Origin of the sequence: Longispora albida DSM 44784 (assembly GCF_000379825.1) — a bacterium.
Lineage (GTDB): Bacteria > Actinomycetota > Actinomycetes > Mycobacteriales > Micromonosporaceae > Longispora > Longispora albida.
Genome location: NZ_KB903833.1, coordinates 403,549 through 422,400 on the forward strand (window position 1 = coordinate 403,549; position 18,852 = coordinate 422,400).

Genomic DNA, 18,852 nt, shown 5'->3' on the forward strand with positions numbered 1-18,852 from the left:
AGTGGCGGCTCGAACGGGCAGGAAGAGTTAGAACAGAGCAGCGGCCAGCGACCGCCGCGCCTTCTGCGCCACCGGGTCCTCCGGTGCCGCCAGCGCCAGGAGCGAGATCAGGTGCAGCCGGGCCTGCTCACGCTCCGGGCCCGCTGTCCTGCGGACGACGTCCACGAGCCGCTTGTACCCCTGCTCGGCCTGCCCGGTGAGGACCTCCACGTCGGCGGCCAGGGTCTGCGCGGTCACGTCGTCCGGGTTGGCCTCGGCCGCGGCGAGCGCTGCCGACGGTGAGACGCCGGCCAGGCGCTTGAGCAGTTCCACCTGCGACAGCCCGGCCTGGGCCACCGGGTCGCCGGGCTTGGCGGCGAGGATCTGCTTGTACTCGGCTTCGGCCGTGGCCAGGTCGCCGTCCATGAGGGCGTTCTCGGCGGCTTCGAGGCGCGGGTCCTCCGGCTCGGGGGCTGGCTCGCCGCCGCCGGCCTTGATGACGGCGTCGACGAACTGCCTGAGCTGTGCTTCCTGGACGACGCCCTCGAAGCCCTGGAGAAGCTGGCCGCCGATGACGGCGTGCACGGTCGGCACGGAGCGGACCTGGAGGGCCGCGGTGACCCGCGGCTCCTTCTCGGCGTCCACTCTGGCCAGGATGAACTGGCCGGCGGCCTCGGTGGCCATCGCCTCGAGGGCCGCGCGGAGCTCACCGGCCTCCGTGGCCCATTCCGCGGTGAACAGCAGCACGACGGGCGCCACCAGGGAGCGCTCCATGACCTGCTGGAACGTCGCTTCGGTCACGTCGACGATCGTGGCGGACGCCGGGGCTGGCGGCGGGGCTGACGCCTCGCCGCTGGCTGCCTTGGCCTGGGCAGCTGCCCGGTCCCGCAGCGCGCCGAGGTCGACTGCGCCGCGGGTGAACATCGATGGTGCTGTGCGCGGATCGAGCTGGTTCATGTCTGAAGTGTGTCAGAAGCGCGCGGGCTCCCGGTACTCTCCCCACTCGGCGCGCAGCGCGTCGCAGATCTCGCCGAGGGTGGCTTCGGCGCGGCAGGCGTCGAGCATGGGCGGGACGAGGTTGCCGTCGGTCCGCGCGACCTCGACCATCTTGGCGAGCGCCGCGTCGACTGCCGCCTGGTCGCGTCCGGCGCGCCGGTCGCTGAGCAGCTTGTTCTGGGCGGTCTCGACCTCGTGGGACACGCGGAGGATCTCCAGCTCGTGGCTGATCGTCGGGGTGTGGCAGTTGACGCCGACGATCCGCTTGTCGCCCTTCTCCAGCGCCTGCTGGTACACGAAGGCGCTTTCGGCGATCTCACCCGTGAAGTAGCCGTCCTCGATGCCCCGGAGCAGGCCGGCGGTGATGCTGCCGTCGCCGCCGATCTCCCTGATCCGGTCGAAGATCCGCTCGGCCTCGGCCTCGATCTGGTCGGTGAGGGCTTCGACGTACCAGGAGCCGCCGAGCGGGTCGGCGACGTTCGTGACGCCCATCTCTTCCATGATCACGGCCTGGGTGCGCATGGCGATCTCGGCCGAGGAGTCGGTCGGGAGGGCCAGCGTCTCGTCCAGCGCGTTGGTGTGCAGGGAGTTGGTACCGCCCAGCACGGCGGCCAGTGCCTCGATCGCGGTCCGCACCACGTTGTTGTACGGCTGCTGCGCGGTCAGCGACACCCCGGCCGTCTGGGTGTGGAACTTGAGCCACTGGGCCTTCTCGCTCGTGGCGCCGTACACGTCGCGCAGCCAGCGGGCCCAGATCCGGCGGGCGGCCCGGAACTTGGCGATCTCCTCGAAGAAGTCGACGTGCGCGTCGAAGAAGAACGACAGGCCGGGCGCGAACTTGTTGATGTCGAGGCCGCGGGACAGGCCCAGCTCGACGTACCCGAAGCCGTCGGCGAGCGTGTACGCCAGCTCCTGCGCCGCCGTCGCCCCGGCCTCACGGATGTGGTACCCGGACACCGACAGCGGCTTGTACTTGGGGATCTCGCCCGCGCAGTACTCCATGAGGTCGCCGATCAGGCGGAGGTGCGGCTCCGGCGGGAACAGCCATTCCTTCTGGGCGATGTACTCCTTGAAGATGTCGGTCTGGAGCGTCCCGTCGAGGCCGGAGATGTCGACGCCCTGCCGCTCGGCGGCGACGAGGTACATGCAGAAGACCGGCACCGCGGGCCCGGAGATCGTCATCGACGTGGTGATGTCGCCGAGCGGGATGCCCTGGAACAGGACCTCCATGTCGGCGGCGGAGTCGATGGCCACGCCGCAGTGGCCGACCTCGCCCAGCGAGCGCGGGTCGTCGGAGTCGCGGCCCATCAGGGTGGGCATGTCGAAGGCGACGGACAGGCCGCCGGTGCCCGAGTTGAGCAGCAGGTGGTAGCGCTGGTTCGTCTGCTCGGCGTTGCCGAACCCGGCGAACTGGCGGATCGTCCACGTCCGGCCGCGGTACCCGGTCGGGTACAGCCCACGGGTGAAGGGGAACTCGCCCGGCCAGCCGATCTTCTCGAAGCCGGGGTAGTCCACGCCCTCCGGCGGGCCGTACACGGGCTCGACGGTCGTGCCGGACAGGGTGGTGAAGTCCGCGTCACGGACCCGCGACTTCTCGTACCGCTGCTGCCAGCGCGCCCGGCCAGTGGCGATCTGCTCGGCGTCCACGACTTCCCCCTGGGTGTAGGGCTGAGCCCTGTGGGTGTAGGGCTTGGGCAAACCTGACGGCGCTTATGGCGCCTCGCCCCGAATAGTAGGCGGCCAACCTTAACGATCGCTAGGGACATGCCTGATCATCCGGAGCTGGCAGGCTGTCCCCGCATCGGTATATTCACCGGGTGCTCAGCCAGCCACTCTCGCCAGCCTCGGCAGCCGGTCCGACGGCTGCCGGCGGCGCTGCTGGCAGGCCGTGGCGGCGGGCGCTGGTCGCCGGCGGTACCGCGTGGGCGGTGTCGCACCTGTCCTATCTCCTGGTCATCGGGACGTTCTGGATGGGCCGGGCGCAATGGACGGCCGGTAACATTTTTAACCGCTGGGACACCGGGCACTACCTGCGGATCGCCGAGCACGGCTACGGGAAAATCTACGAGGACGCAGCTTTCTTCCCGCTCTATCCCATCCTGATCCGCGCGGTCGAGAGCGTGACACCCTTCGGCTTCCTGGGCTCGGCGCTGGTGGTCAGCAACCTCGCCTGCCTGGGCTTCCTCATCATCCTGTACCGGCTGATGAGTTCCGAGATCGGCGACAGCACAGCCGAGCGGATGCTGTACGCGCTGGTCGCGTTCCCCACGGCGTTCTTCCTCAACGTCGGGTACAACGAGTCGCTGTTCATGCTGCTGGTGACGGCAGCGCTGTACTGCGTGCGCAAGGGCCTGTGGTGGCACGCGGGTGCCCTCGGCGCGCTCACCAGCGCGACCCGGTCGGCCGGTGTGCTGCTCGGGCTGGCGTTCGCCTACGAGTACCTGCGGCAGCGCGGCTGGAACCTGCGGAGGATCCGGGCCGACGTCCTGGCCGCCGGGCTGATCCCGGCCGGGCTGGTCGCGTACATCGCCTACACGTGGGTGCGGTTCGACGATCCGCTGCGCTTCTCGCACGCGCAGGACACGTGGAACAGGTCGCTGTCGTGGCCGTGGGAGTCGTCCTGGTACATCCTGCGGCGGCTGCTGACCGACCCGTTCCCGTACCAGACGACCGTGTACAACGTGCTGGACCTGGTCACGGCGCTCGGCTCGGTGACGCTGCTGGCGTTGTGCGTGTGGGGGCCGTGGAAGCTGCGCCGCGACCAGATGTACCTGGTCGTCTACGGCGCGGCGAGCCTGTTCCTCGTGCTGGTGTTCCCGGTCGGGCCGCCGATGCCGTTGCAGTCGGTCACCCGGTACGCGCTGGAGATCATCCCGGTTTTCATCATCATGGCGAGGATGGGCAGCAGTATCCACCTCTCCCGCGCGTACCTGTTCGTGGCCCTGCCGATCCAGACCCTGCTGACCGCGCTGTTCCTGAACTACCTCTGGGCCGGCTGAGAGAGCTTCTTGTCCGGGGAGTCCGAGGCGACGAAGTACGCCGGGCGGCCCTGCACCGCCTGGTAGATCCGGGCCACGTACTCGCCGAGCAGCCCCAGGCACAGCAGCTGGCACGCCCCCAGGAACACGACGGCCACGATCATCGACGTCCAGCCGGGGACGGTGTGCCCGGCGACCTGCGCGGCCACCGAGTAGACCAGCAGGCCCAGGCAGGTCAGCACGCCGACCAGGCCCAGCCAGGTGGCCAGGCGCAGCGGGGCGGACGAGAAGCTGGTGACGCTGTCGACGGTCAGCCGGACCATCTTCGACAGCGGGTACTTGGTGGAGCCGGCCGCCCGCTTCTCCCGGAAGAAGCCGACCTCTCCGCTGGGGAAGCCGAGCCACGGCACGACCAGCCGGTACACCGGGGCCGGCTCGGGCAGTTCGCGCAGCGCCTCGATCGACACCCGGCTGAGCAGCCGGAAGTCGCCGGCCTGGCGGGGCACGGACTTGCCGGCCAGCCGGCGCATCAGCCAGTAGTACAGCCCGGCGGTGGAGCGCTTGAAGGGCGAGTCGGTGCTGCGGTCGTTGCGCACCCCGTACACGATGTCTAAATTGTCCCGGCGGGCGAGGTTCAGCATCTCCTCGATGACCTCCGGCGGGTCCTGGAGGTCGGCGTCGATGCTGACGACGTAGGAGCCACGCGCCCGGTACAGCCCGGCGGTGAGGGCCGACTGGTGGCCGCTGTTGCGCCGGAGCCGGATCACGCGCAGCTGCGGCCACTGGCGGAGCTGCCCGGCCAGCACTGCCGCCGTCGCGTCGCTGCTGCCGTCGTCGACCGCGACGACCTCGTAGTCCTCGCCGATCCGGTCGAGGGCCGGCCGGAGCCGGGCCACCAGCAGCGGAATGACGGCTTCCTCGTTGTACATGGGGATGACCACGGACAACGTCGGTTCTACGTCAGGCATGCCAGAACTCCTGCTGGGGGATGGGCGCGCCCCTCAACCTACCCGCCTGCGGTGGCCGAACGCGAACGCCGATTCACGATCTGTGCATGCCTGGGCTACTTGTCCTCCGGCATCCGGATGTCGTCGACGACGATGTTGACCTCCGTCACGTCGAGGCCCAGCATCCGCTCGATCGTGTCGATCACGTTGGCCCGGACGGCGTCGCACACCGACAGCACCACGTAGCCGTACTGCACGACGAGCGTCAGCCGCACGTCGGCCCGGTGCCCGGTGACCTGCACTGACACGCCGCGCGGCGTGGCCGGGGCATCCGCGCCGGCCAGCCCGGCGCGCTCCCGCAGTACCTGGAACATGCGCGACACGTCGCCGCCGAGGTCGTGGACGCCCTCGACCTCGCGGGCGGCGATGGCCGCGACCTTCTCCACGACCTCGTCGGCGATCCGGGTCACGCCACGGCCGGGCACCGGCGGCTCCGGCGCGTGCCGCCGGCCGGCCTTCGGCTCCGCTTCGGCCATCAGGGCCGCCAGGTGCTGCCCGGTGGCCTGCTCCGGTTCGAGAACCCCCAGCCCGGCACCGCCCGGGGCGGCCTCGAACGTCGTCACCGGCCCGCGCCTGGCCGGCTGCCCGCCGTCGTCGGTACCCAGCCGCCGGCGCCCGCCCTCCAGGCCACCCGGCTCGAACTGCCCCGGCTGCACGCCCTGCACGTTGTGCGAGTTCTCGAACTGGGCCAGCGTGCTGCGCCGCCCGCCCTGCTCGGCGGCCGGCTGCTCGGTGCTGGCCGGCGGCGGGTACGCAGGCGGGCTGCCGTACGGGTGCTGCTTGCCGTCCACGTAGCCGCCGACACGCGGCCCTGGAATCTCCGCGCCCAGATCGCTCATAGCCACCAACCTATACGCCGGACCGTCCAGATGGGACCCCAGCGCCGCCAGGAGGAGGTCAGCCTCTGACCAGCTCCGCCCGGCCGTCGACCAGGTGCAGCTCCGCGTCGCATGCGGCTGCGGCCTCCGGGTCGTGGGTGGCGAACACGACGGCGGCGCCCCGGCGGGCCTCCGCCTGGAGCAGCTCGATCACCCGCTGCCGGTTCTGCGCGTCCAGCTCGCTCGTGACCTCGTCGGCGAGCACGATGGTGCCGTGCATGGCCAGGCCCCTGGCGATCGAGGCCCGCTGCTGCTGGCCACCGGACATCTCCTCGACGAGCTGCTCGGCCTGGCCGGTCAGGCCCAGCTTCTCCAGGCTGTCGGCGGTACGCCGCCCGGCCTCGTCGGGCTTCACCCCGGAGGCGAGCAGCGCGACCTGCACGTTCTCGCTGGCGGTGAGGATCGCGGCCAGCCCGTTGTCCTGCGGCATCAGCACGACGCCCTCGCCGACCGCGTGGTCGCGGTCCTTCAGTGCCGCGCCGTCGACCGTGACGGTGCCGCCAGCCGGCTTGAGCAGCCCGGCCATCGCCCACAGCAGGGTCGTCTTGCCCGCGCCGGACGTACCGGTCACAGCCAGCAGCTGGCCGGGTGCGGCCACCGCCGACACGTCGCTGAGGACGGTGTGATCGTCGTACCGGACGGTCAGACCTTCGACCACCAGAGTCTTCACGTACCCATTCCTCCTATGAATCAGTGCCGACCGAGCCGAATCGCCCGCCTTGCTTCGCGGCCCCGGCCGATTCGGTCGTGCCGGATGGGCTCAGTCGTACCGTCCCGTCCGGTTGCAACTCAACCCGCACCAAGGTTCCAGGTGCATAAACGTCGAGGACCTCTGGTGGCAAATGGAGCGAACCGTCCCGGCCGATCACCGCGAAGTCCTCGCCGCGCAGCCCCTCGGCCCCGACCCGGCCGTCGCGGATCGTGACCGTCCGGCCCATCCGCGCGCCGACCTCCGCGTCGTGGGTCACCACGACGACCGTCGTGCCGGCCCGGTTCACGGCGTCGAGGGCGCGCAGCATCTCGTCCCGGGAACGGGCGTCGAGCTGGCTCGTCGGCTCGTCGGCGAGGAGCAGCCCGGCGCCGTTGGCGACGCCGACCGCGAGCGCGAGGCGCTGGCGTTCGCCCGGGGTCAGCTCCGTCGGGCGGAGCCTGGCCTTGCGCCCGGACAGGCCGACGAGACTCAGCAGCTCGCGGGCCTGCGGCAGCCGGGAACGCTCGCCGCGCGGCACGCCGCCCTGCGCGAAGTGGACGTTCTGCTCCGCCGACAGGTACGGCAGCAGGTTGCGGGCCGCGCCCTGGAGGATCACGCCCACGTCGCGGGAGCGGAGCCGCTGGAGTTCGGCCTCGCCCGCCTTCGCGAGGTCGCAGCCGCCGACCTCCAGCCGGCCTGCCGACGGGGAGATCAGCCCGGCGAGGAGCGACAGCAGCGTCGACTTGCCGGAACCGGACGGGCCGACGAGCGCCACGGACTCACCGGCGGCGATGTCGAGGTCCACTCCGGACAGTGCGACGACGTCGTAGCCTTCGAGGCGGTAGATGTAGACGAGGCCACGGCAGGTGACGGGCGCGCCTTCGACCCGCCGGTCGACCAGCGGCGGCTCGGGCCTGCGTGCCCAGTCGGGCAGTGCCGGCTGGGCTGGCGCCGGCCCGGGTACCGGTTCCAGCTCCGGCAGGGACTCCAGCAGCTGCGGCCGGCGTGGCTCGGCGGTGGCCCGCGCGGTGAACACCGGGTCCTCAGCGAACACCGGGGCGTCACCAAACGCCTCCGGCTCCGGCGGGGACGTCAGCCAGCCCTTGAACTCGGGCGCTTCGGAACTCATCGCACACCTTCCCGCAGCCGCTCTGGCGTGGCCTTGCCGAGCATCCGCAGCACCAGCAGCACGGCGGCGGCGAGCCCGATGATGATGGCGGCCACCGACACCGGCAGCCAGCCGGTGACGGCGAGGTCGCTGAACCTGCCCAGCCCCGCCGGGTCCTTCACCGACACGAGCTGGAGGCCGGGCAGCATGACGGCCGCCCCGCCGAGGCCGGCCAGCACGCCGATCAGCAGGGGCACGCCCAGCAGCGAGCGGTACTCGCGGACCACCCCCCGCCGCAGCACCTTCCCCGGCACGCCGGCCAGCCGCAGCGCCGCCAGCTCGTTCAGCCGGGCCGTGGCGCCGACGTACGCGCTGAGCAGGACCGCGCCGGCCGCGAGGAGCACGGCTGCGGCACCGGCCAGCATGTACAGGCGCAGGGCGAGGGCCGGGGCGAGCCGGTCGAGGCGTGCCATCGTGGTGTCGAACGACTCGGCTTCGAGTACGCGGGCTCCGGCGGCTGTGAGCCGCTTGTCGAGGTCCTCCGGGGCCTTCTCCGAGGCCCACACCTCGTAGCGGAGCTGGTCGGCGTCGGCGAGGCTGCCGGTGCGCTCAGCCGACCGTGCCGCGTACTCCAGGTCGAAGAGCAGCCCGCGTGCCCCGGCTCTCGGCAGCCCGTCGGCCTTGCCGGCGATCGTGAACGGCTGCGGCTGCTCGGTGAGCGCCGGCAGGCTGAACGCCTTCGCGGACGCGTCGGCGGCCGGGGTCGCGCCGGCCACGACGACGGGCAGCGCGTCGGGTGCCGGCACGTACTCGGCGAGGACGTCACCGGGATCGCTGCTGCGGATGGTGAGGGTGAGTGCCTGCCCCGCCCGTACCGTCATCTCTGCCTGCGGGGCACGGGCGGTGAGCTTGCGCCACCTGCCTTCCGTGGCGAAGCCCGGGTTGTCGATGCCTTTGATGGCGGTGATCGTGAGGTCGGCGGTGATCTGGTCTGTCGTGCCCGGCGTGCGGCTCACGCCCAGCGCCAGCAGCCGGCAGCCGGACGCGCAGCCCGGCACGGCCGCGCCGTAGGTCTTCGTGCCGTTCGCGAGCTGGCCGAGGGTGATCGTGCGCGGCGGCTCGCCGGGGCTGCTGACCAGGGCCACGAGCCGGATCGGCGAGATCACCGGCGCGTTGCGGTCCTTGTCCTTCGGGTCCTTCTCCCTGATCCCCGCGGCTGTCACGTCGACGTCGACGCGCTCGGTGAGGAGCAGCTGCGGGATCTTCTCGGGGTGCAGTTTCGCGGCGAGTGCCGCCTTGTCCTGCCCCTCCCAGTCGGCGACGGCGGCGAGCTTGCCGCTGTCCACGCCGAGCAGCTCGACGAAACCGCCCGCGTAGTGCGTGCGGCCCCGGACCACGGCCATCGAGTGCTGCGGGTCGGCCTGGGCGACGATCGCGGCCAGCGCGTCGGGATGTGCAGCGTCCACTGTGTACACCCGGTTGGCGCCCATCGTGCCGCGCGCCCGGTCCTCCCTGGCCACGGCCGCGATGTCCCACGCGCTCGCCGCGAAGGTCAGCAGGGCGACGGCGACGGTCAGCACGATGGCGATCCGGTGCCCGGCCGGGCGGCGCGCCAGCTGGGCGGCCGACAGCAGGCCGGCCAGGCGGCCCTTCCGTGCGGCCCGCCGCAGCGAGCCACGGGCGTAACCAGCGAGCGCGCGGGCGGCGAGCATGCCGGCCACCAGGGCCAGCAGTGGTGCCGCCAGCAGCGCCAGCGGCGACGACCGGTCACCGAAGGCCTGGAAGAGGGCAGCTGCCGCCAGGACCGCCGCCGCCACCTCCAGCGCCGTCGCCCGCCACTGAGCCCGATCTGGTACCCGGCGGAGCAAAGCCAGCACCGGCCGCCCCAGGCTCCGCCACCCAGCCCCGGCGGCGGCCAGCAGCGCCCCGAGCACCGCAGCACCGGCCGTGAGCAGCACAGCACCGGTCAGCTCGACCTGCGTACCGTCCGCGAGCAGCGCCCCAGCCGCCACCCGCACCCCGGTCACACCGGTGAGCAGGCCGAGCGGGGCGGCGAGCACGATCAGCAGCATCGTCTCGGCGAGCCCGAAGCGCCCGGCGCTCGCCAGCGGGTACCCGCGCAGCTTCGCGAGGGCCAGCTCCGGCGAGCGTTCCTCCGACACGGACGCGACGAGCAGGAACAGCACGAACAGGCTGAGCAGCACGAGCGGGATCGCGATCACGGGCACGCTGCGGCCGATCGCGTCCTGCTCGACCACGATGTCGTCGAGTACCCCGGTGAGCGCCGAGCTGACCTGCAGCCCGCCCGGCGGCAGGTCCTTCGCGAGCTGCTTGAGGCTGGCCCGGGCCTGGCCGACGTTGGCGAGGGTCAGCTTGGCCGGGTCCAGCGGCTGCTCGACGCGCAGCCGCAGGTCACCACCTGCGGCCCGGACGTCCTCCTCGACGCCGGCGAACACCGCGTCGATGCGGGTGCTCGCGCCGTCCGGGCCGGCGTAACCGGCGGAGAAGTAGGCGGTGCGGCCCCAGTAGGACTCGGCCGGGTCCTTCGCGGTGTAGGTACCGGTGATGGTCAGAGTGCGGGTCTTCGCCGTCCGGGCGCTGCCACCCGGCCGCACGACGATCTGCTGGCCGGCCGCGAGGTTGTGCTCCTTGGCCGTCCGGTCGCTGACGAGGACCTGGCTCTCGGCCTTCGGGCAGGTACCGGTCACGGCGAGGTGCTCACACGCTGAGTCCCGGTACGCGAGCCGCGCCGACAGGGCGTCAGCGCCCTCACCGGTCAGGACCTCGGTCTCCACCGAGGAGACAGCCGCCCCGAAGGCGTCGCGCAGCACCGGGTGCTTCATCAGCGCGTTGCTGATCTCCAGCTTGGTGTTCGCGGTCGGCGCGCTGGCCGCCGAGGCGGGGGACGCCGCGGCGATGGACAGCCCCGTGCTGGCAGCGGGCGCGGTGCGCAGCCCGTCGAGCAGGATCGACTCGCTGGCCGCCCGCGAGTACGCCGGGGCGAGCACCGCGGCGGTCACCGCGATCGTGGCGAGCAGCAGCACGGCGAGTGAGCGGCCCCAGCGGTACCGAATCCCACGCAGCGTGACGGTCCAAGCCGTCAACGTGTCCTCCCCTGATCCGCGCCCGGGCTCGCAGCCGTGCAGCCCCGAACACAACGCGGCGGCCACTGCAAGCCGCCGCGCCGGATTCGTGAGCCGGGTTCGCGCAGGGAGCTTAACCAGCCCGCCGGCAGAAGGCCACCGGGCCGGGGTACAGAGGAAAAGGTCTTACAAGCTCGCCAGCAGCGTGTCGGCCGCGGTGAACGGATCAAGATCACCGCTTGCGACCTTCGCGGCCAGTTCCGGCAGTGCGGCCTCGCCGCGCAGATTGCCGAGTTTCTCCCGCAACGTGGTGAGCGCCAGGGCCTCGATCTCGGCCGCCGCGCGGTTCTGCCGGCGCAACGCCAGCTCACCGTGCGTAGTCAGCCACTCCCGGTGCCTGGCGATCGCGTCCACCACGTCGGTGATGCCCTCACCCTTGGCGGCGATCGTCTTCACGATCTGGGGCCGCCAGTCGCCGGCCCCGGGCGCGCCGAGCGCGATCATGCCCCGGATGTCCCGCAGGGTGTTGTCCGCGCCGTCCCGGTCGGCCTTGTTCACCACGAACACGTCGGCGATCTCCAGGATGCCGGCCTTCACCGCCTGGATCGCGTCGCCCATGCCCGGGGCGAGCAGCACGAGCGTGGTGTCGGCCAGGCTGGCGATCTCCACCTCGGCCTGCCCGACGCCGACGGTCTCGATGATGATGATGTCGCAGCCGGCCCCTTCCAGGACGCGGAGCGCCTGCGGGGTGGCCGCGGCCAGGCCGCCGAGGTGGCCACGGCTGGACATCGAGCGGATGTAGACGCCCGGGTCGGTGGCGTGGTCCTGCATCCGCACCCGGTCGCCGAGGATCGCGCCGCCGGAGAACGGGCTCGACGGGTCCACGGCCAGGATGCCCACGCGCAGCCCCTGCGCGCGGTACGCCCCGACCAGGGCGGCCGTCGTCGTCGACTTGCCCACGCCCGGCGAGCCGGTGATCCCGATGATCGGGGCCTGGCCGGTGTGCGGGGCGAGCGCCGAGGCGATCTCGCGCGTCTGCGGGGCGTCGTTCTCCACCAGGGAGATCAGCCGGGCCACGGCGCGCGGGTCGCCCGTGCGGGCAGCGGCGACCAGGGCGGGAATGTCATAGGTTCTCACTGCACGACATCCTCACCCAGGGTCCGCTTGAGACCATTCTTCACGATTTCTGTGTACTCCACGGAGAAGGCGATCCGGAACCGCCGGGGCACGTCCAGCTCGGCGGCGTTACCGGGGGCCAGATCGAACTCGACCTGGCCCTCGCTGACCCGTACCGTGCGTACCCCGCCGTAGGTCGTGCCCTCCTGCACGCCCCAGACCAGGCAGTACGGCTCGTCCGGCACCATCGGCTCGTCCTCGCGCATGACGACGAGCGCCCCGCCGGTGCCGTGCTCGTCGGCGCCCAGCCAGAACTCGTAGCCGTCATAGCCGTCCGCGGCCCGGCTGGCCGTCTGGCCGCCGAGCGCGGACGCGAAGAACGCCAGTGGTACCCCGCGCATCAGGCCCGCGGTACCCGCAGCACGAGAGCGTCGCCCTGGCCGCCACCGCCGCACAGCGCGGCGACGCCGACCCCGCCACCCCGGCGCTTGAGCTCCAGGGCGAGGGTGAGGGCGAGCCGGGCGCCGGACATGCCGATCGGGTGGCCGAGCGCGATCGCGCCACCGTTGACGTTCACGATCTCGTCGGTGATGCCCAGGTCGCGCATCGACTGGATGCCCACGGCCGCGAACGCCTCGTTGATCTCGATCAGGTCGACGTCGGAGACGGCCAGGCCCTCACGGGACAGCGCGTGCTTGATCGCGTTGGACGGCTGCGAGTGCAGCGAGTTGTCCGGGCCGGCCACGTTGCCGTGCGCGCCGATCTCGGCGATCCACTCCAGGCCCAGCTCCTCGGCCTTGGCCTTGCTCATCACGACCACCGCGGCCGCACCGTCGGAGATCGGCGAGGAGGAACCAGCGGTGATCGTGCCGTCCTTGGCGAACGCCGGGCGCAGCTTCGACAGCGTCTCGGCCGTCGTGTCGGCGCGGATGCCCTCGTCCTCGGACAGGACGATCGGGTCGCCCTTGCGCTGCGGGACGCTGATCGGGGCGATCTCCTCGGCGAGCACACCGTTGTCGCGGGCCTTGGCGGCGCGCTGGTGGCTCTGCGCGGCGAACGCGTCCTGGTCCTCGCGCGAGATGTCGAGCTTCTTGTTGTGGTTCTCGGTCGACTCGCCCATCGGGATCGCGTCGTAGGCGTCGGTCAGGCCGTCGTGGGCCATGTGGTCGAGCACCTCGACCGAGCCGTACTTGTACCCGGAACGCTGCCCGGTGAGCAGGTGCGGGGCGTTGGTCATCGACTCCATGCCGCCCGCGACGATGATCTCGGCCTCGCCGGCCCGGATGAGCTGGTCGGCGAGCGCGATGGCGTCGAGGCCGGACAGGCAGACCTTGTTGATGGTCAGGGCCGGCACGTTCATCGGCACCCCGGCGCCGACTGCGGCCTGGCGGGCAGGCATCTGCCCGGCACCTGCCTGGAGCACCTGACCCATGATCACGTACTGGACCTGCTCCGGGGCGACACCGGCGCGCTCCAGCGCGGCCTTGATCGCCACCGAGCCGAGCTTGGCGGCCGAGAAGTCCTTGAGGTTGCCCAGCAGGCGCCCCATCGGGGTACGCGCGCCGCCGACGATCACCGAGCCCATGTCGCCTCCATGCGAGAAGTTCGTCCAGACTAGGTGCATGACCAACTCCGCAGCACCCCGTCCCGACGGTATCGGCCTGCTCCGCATCGACCACGTCGGGGTGGCCGTAGCCGACCTCGACGCCGCCATCGCGTTCTATGAGAACACCTTCGGCATGCGTTGCATACACACCGAGACCAACGAGGAACAGGGCGTGCGGGAGGCCATGCTGGCGGTCGGCCCCGGTACCGAGGGCGGCTGCGTGCAGCTCCTGGCTCCATTGTCCCCCGCATCGACGATCGCCAAGTTCCTCGACCGCAGCGGGCCGGGCGTCCAGCAGGTGGCGTACACCGTCGCCGACATCGACGCGGCCTGCGCTGCGCTGCGTGAACGCGGCGTCCGGCTGCTGTACGACGCTCCGCGCCGTGGCACGTCGGACTCCCGGATCAACTTCGTGCACCCGAAGGACGCCGGCGGCGTGCTGGTCGAGCTCGTCGAACCCGCCAGGTAACCCTCCAGATTCCAGCTAGCCACCACCGGCCGCCGTAATCCCGGATACTCCGGGCACTACGGCGGCCGGTGCCGTGCGACCGGGCAAAGAATTCGCACACGTTCCGCCACTCACCACCCCGCCTGAACGATCGTTCATGTAGATTCCGAACTGGCAGAGTGCCGTATCTCACAGAGTGCTGCGCCGACCCTGCTACCCGTGAGTAACATCCGGGCAAGAGACGGCGGTCACAGGAGGCACCCATGTACGACATCCGCGAGGCGATCAACGCCGGAGACCGCGCTGCCATCGCAGCGGCGAAGATCCCGGCCAGCTACCGGGGCATGGTGGTCAGGGCTGCCGACGAGCGGATGTTCGAGGGCGTCGAGCACCGCGACAAGGACCCGCGCAAGTCGCTCACGATGCTCGAGGTGCCCACGCCGGAGGTCGGGCCGGGCGAGGCGCTGATCGCCGTCATGGCCAGCGCGGTCAACTACAACACCGTGTGGACCTCGATCTTCGAGCCGGTGTCGACGTTCAGGTTCCTGGAGAAGTACGGGAAGATCTCCCCCAAGCACGACCTGCCCTACCACGTCGTGGGCTCCGACGCGGCCGGCGTCGTGCTCGCGGTCGGCGCCGGCGTGACCAAGTGGAAGGCCGGCGACGAGGTCGTCGCGCACTGCCTGAGCGTCGAACTGGAGGACCCGCAGGGCCACTCCGACACCATGCTCGACCCGCAGCAGCGGATCTGGGGCTTCGAGACCAACTTCGGCGGCCTGGCCGAGATGGCACTCGTGAAGGCCAACCAGCTCATGCCGAAGCCTGCCCACCTCACCTGGGAGGAGGCCGCCAGCCCCGGCCTGGTCAACTCGACCGCCTACCGGCAGCTCGTCTCCACCAACGGCGCCGACATGAAGCAGGGCGACGTCGTGCTGATCTGGGGCGCGTCCGGCGGCCTCGGCTCCTACGCCGTCCAGATGGCCCTCAACGGCGGCGCGATCCCGGTCTGCGTCGTGTCGAGTGAGGACAAGGCGGACCTGTGCCGCAAGATGGGCGCCGAGCACATCATCGACCGCCGCGAGTTCACCTTCTGGAAGGACGAGCACACGCAGGACGAGTCCGAGTGGCGCCGCTTCGGCAAGAAGATCCGCGAGCTGACCGGCGGCGAGGACCCCGACATCGTCTTCGAGCACCCGGGCCGCGAGACCTTCGGCGCCTCGGTCTACGTCGCCAAGCGTGGCGGCACGATCGTCACGTGCGCGTCCACTTCGGGATATTGGCACACCTACGACAACCGCTACCTGTGGATGAGCCTCAAGCGGATCGTCGGCAGTCACTTCGCCAACTACCGCGAGGCGTGGGAGGCCAACCGGCTTGTCGCGCTGGGCCGTATCCACCCGACCCTTTCGCGAGTTTACTCATTGGAGCAGGCTGGCCAGGCTGCCTACGAGGTGCACCGTAACCAGCACCAGGGCAAGGTCGGCGTGCTCTGCCTCGCGGATGAGGAAGGGCAGGGTGTGCGGGACGCTGAGTTCCGCGCGAAGCACCTTGATGCGATCAACCGATTCCGGGGGCAGTGACCTTTGACAGAGCGTGTTCTCGGCCCTACGGTTAGAGACCGTTCGTATACGTATTTCTCGGTCCGGGTCGAGGGATCGCACCCTTGGCCGGACCCCTGCCGGTCTGCGAGTATGAGCCAATGCCCCAGCAGCCCTCCATGACATTCTTCGAGCAAGCGAACACGCAACCCGATTTCACGGTCGTCCTGCGCGGTTACGACCGCGCACAGGTCGACGACTTCGTCCAGCGGCTCAACGCGGCACTGGGCCAGTCCGAAGGTGCCCGGTCAGAGGCCGAGCAGCGGATGACGGACGCCCAGCGCCGGCTCCGCCAGTCCGAGCAGCGGCTCGGATCGATGGAGCAGAAGCTCAGCGAGCAGTCGAAGGCCATTGAGGAGAATTCCCGGCCGACGCTGTCGGGCCTCGGCACCCGGGTGGAGCAGATTCTCCGCCTGGCGGAGGAGCAGGCCAACGAGCATCGCGCGGAGGCCAAGCGTGAGGCTGAGGGCATCCTCTCCACCGCCCGGCTGGAAGCCAGGGAGATCACCGACAAGTCCCGGGCCGAATCCGCGGCGATGAAGGCGACAGCCGAGCGGGAGGCTGGCGGCCTGAAGACCGCAGCCGAGCGCGAGGCCGCCGAGATGCGGGTGCAGGCGCGCCGGGAGGCCGACACGCTGCGGGCGGACGCCGACCGGGAGACCAAGCAGCAGCGGACCTCCGCCGCGCACGAGGTCGCCGAGCTGCGGGCCACTGTGGAGCGTGAGGTCGCCACCCTGCGGGCCACCGCCGAGCGGGAGATCACGCAGCTGCGGGCCAAGGCGGCACGCGAGGCCGAGGAGAAGCGCGCCGAGGCGACGAAGCTCTACGCCGAGGCCAAGGAGAAGCGGGACAAGGACCTCCAGGCCCTCGCGCTCGAGCTCGCCGAGCGGCGCGAGACGGCCGAGCGGGAGGAGTCCGAGCGGCACACCGCCGCCGTCTCCGCCACCCAGAAGCTGGTCACCGAGGCCGAGCAGCGGGCGCGTACCGCTGACGAGCGTGCCAAGGAGACCGAGCAGCGGGCCGAGTCCCGCCGGATCGAGGCGGACCGCAACGCCAACGAGACGATCGAGAAGGCCAAGGCGCTCGCCGAGAAGACGACGACCGAGGCACTCAGTGAGTCCAACCGCCTCACCTCCGAGGCTCGTACCGAGGCGGAGCTGACCACCACGGCCGCCCGCCGTGAGGTCGAGGAGCTGACCCGTCAGCGCGACTCGGTCACCGCTCAGCTCAGCCAGCTCCGCGAGATGCTCGGCGGACTGGCCGGTATCGGCGGCGGCGCGCTCGCCGGGGTGCTCGGCGGCGACAAGAGCGACGACAAGGACAGCGAGAAGAAGGACGACAAGTAGCCGTCCAGTAACACAGTGTCCTGCCACGATGGCGCCGGGTCTCCTGCCCGGCGCCATCGTGTTGTACCCGGTCTGTACTGCACCGATTTCGCCACGTCGTCCTCACACCGGCCACACAGGCCCTCTGGTTAGGATGGGGTGTATGGCGCAGCAGGACAATGTCTTCACATTGGGCAGCAACTCCTCCGGAACTGAAACAACATTCGAGACCGCGCTGCGGGGCTACGACCGCAAGCAGGTGGACAGATGGGTGGCCCAGGCCGACGCGGTCCTGGTCAACCTCGCCACCGAGCGCGAAGAGGCCTACGCCCAGGTGCAGGCGTACGCGGCCCAGGTCACCCAGCTGCAGAACGAGATGGCTGAGCTGCGCCGTCGTTCCGTGGTCGGTGACAAGGCCCAGTACAAGCACCTCGGCCCGCGGGTCGAGCAGATCCTCGCCCTCGCGGAGGAGGAGGCCGGGCAGATCACGTCCCGGGCCACCGACTCGGTCCGCGACCAGCGCGCGGCCGCCGAGCGTACGCTCGCCGAGGCACGCAGCCAGGCCGAGCAGATCATCTCCGCGGCGCGTACCCAGGCCGAGCAGGCCACAAAGGACTTCCAGACCGCGCTGACCGCGCGCCGGACGGCGACCGAGCAGGAGGAAGCCACCCGCCGGTCCGCGCTGGAGAAGCAGGTCAGCGAGGCGACCGCCGCCGCGAACCGCGCGCTGGCCGAAGCCCGTGCCGAGGCCGAGCGCCTGGTCTCCGGGGCACGCAGCCAGGCGGACCAGCTCACGGCCGAGACCCAGCGGGCGGCCGAGACGCTGCGGACGGAGAGCCGGGTCCAGGCCGAGCAGATGCTCGGGGCGGCCCGCAGCCAGGCCGAGCAGACCCACGCCGAGACCCAGCAGCTCCGCGCGACCACCAAGCAGCAGGTCACCGAGCTGCACCAGCAGCTCCAGCGGGAGGTGGCCGAGCGCCGGGCCACCGCGCAGCGCGAGATCGAGGAGTTGCGGTCCGACGCCCAGCGGCAGGCCGCCGATGACCGCGCCCAGGCGGAGAAGGCACTGGCCTCGGCTCGCAGCCAGGCCGAGACGCTGAAGGCCTCCAGCAGCGCCGAGGCCGAGCGGCTGCTCCAGCAGGCCAAGGCGGAGGGCGCGCTGGCGCTGTCCGCGGCGAAGACCCAGGCAGAGCAGACGCTGACCACGGCCCGGGCCGAGGCGGAGTCGCTGCGCACGTCGGCCAGGGAGCAGGCGGAGAACACGCTCACCGCCGCGCGGAAGACGGCCGACGAGCACACCGCCAAGGCGACCGGCGCGGCGAAGGCCGAGGCCGCTGCCATCCTGAACAGCGCGAAGGCCGAGGCCGAGTCGATTGTGGGCGACGCGCACCGCAAGATCGCCGAGCTGGCCGACCGCCGGCAGGAGATCCGGGAGGACGTGGCCAGGCTCCGCGAGACCCTGGCCAAGCTGACCGGCAACTCCGCGGCCCTGCTGGCCGTCGCCGAGGAGGAAGACGACGAGCCGGCCCCGAAGCCGGCCGCCGCGGCGAAGGCACCCGAGGCAGTCGTGGCGAAGACACCCGAGCCGGCTGCGGTCAAGACACCTGAGGCGGCCGTGGCCAAGGCTCCCGAAGCGGCCCCGGTGAAGGCACCTGAGGCAGCGGTGGCCAAGGCACCTGAAGCTCCGAAGGCCGAGGCCAAGCCGGAGCCGGCCAAGGCCGAGCCGAGCAAGCCGGAGCCCGTCAAGGCTGCGGAAGCGAAGCCCGCCGGGAGCAAGCCCGCCGAGATCAAGGCGGAGGTCAAGGCCGAGGTGAAGGCTCCCGAGGTCAAGGCGGAGCCGAGCAAGCCGACCGTGGTCGCCGCGAAGACGACCGGTACGGGGCGGGCCGAGGTGAAGAGCACCGTGAAGCCGGCTCAGACCAAGGCTGCACCGGCCAAGGTTGCTCCGGCGAAGGCCGCCAAGTAGCGAAGCAGTACGAGCCAGGAATGCGAGCGGGCCAGCCGGAGATGATCCGGCTGGCCCGTTTCTTCGTGCGGAT

The 18,852-nt window shown here is 71.2% G+C and carries 15 protein-coding genes; 5 read left to right on the forward strand and 10 right to left on the reverse strand.

Annotation, left to right across the window (positions count from 1 at the left end; all coding sequences use genetic code 11):
• Positions 1-27: 27 nt before the first annotated feature.
• Both A3G1_RS0119510 and icmA read right to left on the reverse strand, forming a co-directional pair.
• Positions 28-936 carry a tetratricopeptide repeat protein gene (locus A3G1_RS0119510; protein ID WP_040478840.1) on the reverse strand — a complete coding sequence of 303 codons (909 nt, stop codon included), beginning with the start codon at positions 934-936 and terminating at the stop codon, positions 28-30.
• A 12-nt stretch (positions 937-948) separates the two neighbouring features.
• Positions 949-2,622, reverse strand: coding sequence for a coenzyme B12-dependent isobutyryl-CoA mutase large subunit (gene icmA, locus A3G1_RS0119515; RefSeq protein ID WP_018351167.1), 1,674 nt, complete (start codon positions 2,620-2,622; stop codon positions 949-951).
• Positions 2,623-2,792: 170 nt separating this feature from the next.
• Here icmA and A3G1_RS38755 point away from each other — a divergent pair, with 170 nt between their 5' ends.
• Positions 2,793-3,974, forward strand: coding sequence for a mannosyltransferase family protein (locus A3G1_RS38755; RefSeq protein ID WP_018351168.1), 1,182 nt, complete (start codon positions 2,793-2,795; stop codon positions 3,972-3,974).
• Here A3G1_RS38755 and A3G1_RS0119525 read toward each other — a convergent pair.
• The 8 genes from A3G1_RS0119525 to A3G1_RS0119560 all read right to left on the reverse strand — a co-directional run bounded on the left by A3G1_RS0119525 (position 3,956) and on the right by A3G1_RS0119560 (position 13,421).
• A complete protein-coding gene (locus A3G1_RS0119525) occupies positions 3,956-4,921 on the reverse strand; it encodes a glycosyltransferase family 2 protein (RefSeq protein ID WP_040478841.1) in 966 nt (321 codons plus the stop codon). The two genes, A3G1_RS38755 and A3G1_RS0119525, sit on opposite strands and share 19 nt — an antisense overlap.
• Positions 4,922-5,016: 95 nt before the next feature.
• Positions 5,017-5,799 carry an Asp23/Gls24 family envelope stress response protein gene (locus A3G1_RS38760; protein ID WP_018351170.1) on the reverse strand — a complete coding sequence of 261 codons (783 nt, stop codon included), beginning with the start codon at positions 5,797-5,799 and terminating at the stop codon, positions 5,017-5,019.
• Between the two features lie 58 nt (positions 5,800-5,857).
• Complete coding sequence (locus A3G1_RS0119535) at positions 5,858-6,508, reverse strand: ABC transporter ATP-binding protein (RefSeq protein ID WP_018351171.1); 651 nt, start codon at positions 6,506-6,508, stop codon at positions 5,858-5,860.
• A 13-nt stretch (positions 6,509-6,521) separates the two neighbouring features.
• Positions 6,522-7,658 (reverse strand): ATP-binding cassette domain-containing protein, encoded by a 1,137-nt coding sequence (locus A3G1_RS0119540; protein WP_018351172.1) that lies wholly within the window; start codon positions 7,656-7,658, stop codon positions 6,522-6,524.
• Positions 7,655-10,741 (reverse strand): hypothetical protein, encoded by a 3,087-nt coding sequence (locus A3G1_RS0119545; RefSeq protein WP_157641232.1) that lies wholly within the window; start codon positions 10,739-10,741, stop codon positions 7,655-7,657. The genes A3G1_RS0119540 and A3G1_RS0119545 overlap by 4 nt, the downstream gene beginning before the upstream one ends.
• A gap of 165 nt (positions 10,742-10,906) precedes the next feature.
• The gene (gene meaB, locus A3G1_RS0119550; protein ID WP_018351174.1) at positions 10,907-11,857 is read right to left on the reverse strand and encodes a methylmalonyl Co-A mutase-associated GTPase MeaB; all 951 of its coding nucleotides are present in this window, start codon (positions 11,855-11,857) and stop codon (positions 10,907-10,909) included.
• A complete protein-coding gene (locus A3G1_RS0119555) occupies positions 11,854-12,237 on the reverse strand; it encodes a hypothetical protein (protein ID WP_018351175.1) in 384 nt (127 codons plus the stop codon). Before A3G1_RS0119555 ends, meaB begins: the two co-directional genes overlap by 4 nt.
• The gene (locus A3G1_RS0119560) at positions 12,237-13,421 is read right to left on the reverse strand and encodes an acetyl-CoA C-acetyltransferase (protein WP_018351176.1); all 1,185 of its coding nucleotides are present in this window, start codon (positions 13,419-13,421) and stop codon (positions 12,237-12,239) included. Before A3G1_RS0119560 ends, A3G1_RS0119555 begins: the two co-directional genes overlap by 1 nt.
• 37 nt (positions 13,422-13,458) lie before the next feature.
• Between A3G1_RS0119560 and mce the strand changes: the two genes are divergently transcribed.
• The 4 genes from mce to A3G1_RS0119580 all read left to right on the forward strand — a co-directional run bounded on the left by mce (position 13,459) and on the right by A3G1_RS0119580 (position 18,779).
• Positions 13,459-13,911 (forward strand): methylmalonyl-CoA epimerase, encoded by a 453-nt coding sequence (gene mce, locus A3G1_RS0119565; protein WP_018351177.1) that lies wholly within the window; start codon positions 13,459-13,461, stop codon positions 13,909-13,911.
• A 242-nt stretch (positions 13,912-14,153) separates the two neighbouring features.
• Complete coding sequence (gene ccrA / locus A3G1_RS0119570; protein ID WP_018351178.1) at positions 14,154-15,470, forward strand: crotonyl-CoA carboxylase/reductase; 1,317 nt, start codon at positions 14,154-14,156, stop codon at positions 15,468-15,470.
• 119 nt (positions 15,471-15,589) lie between these two features.
• Positions 15,590-16,834: a DivIVA domain-containing protein gene (locus tag A3G1_RS0119575; RefSeq protein WP_026212299.1), complete on the forward strand. Its 1,245-nt coding sequence runs from the start codon at positions 15,590-15,592 to the stop codon at positions 16,832-16,834.
• A 142-nt stretch (positions 16,835-16,976) separates the two neighbouring features.
• On the forward strand, positions 16,977-18,779 hold the full coding sequence (locus tag A3G1_RS0119580) for a hypothetical protein (protein WP_018351180.1): 1,803 nt from the start codon (positions 16,977-16,979) through the stop codon (positions 18,777-18,779).
• Positions 18,780-18,852: the final 73 nt, after the last annotated feature.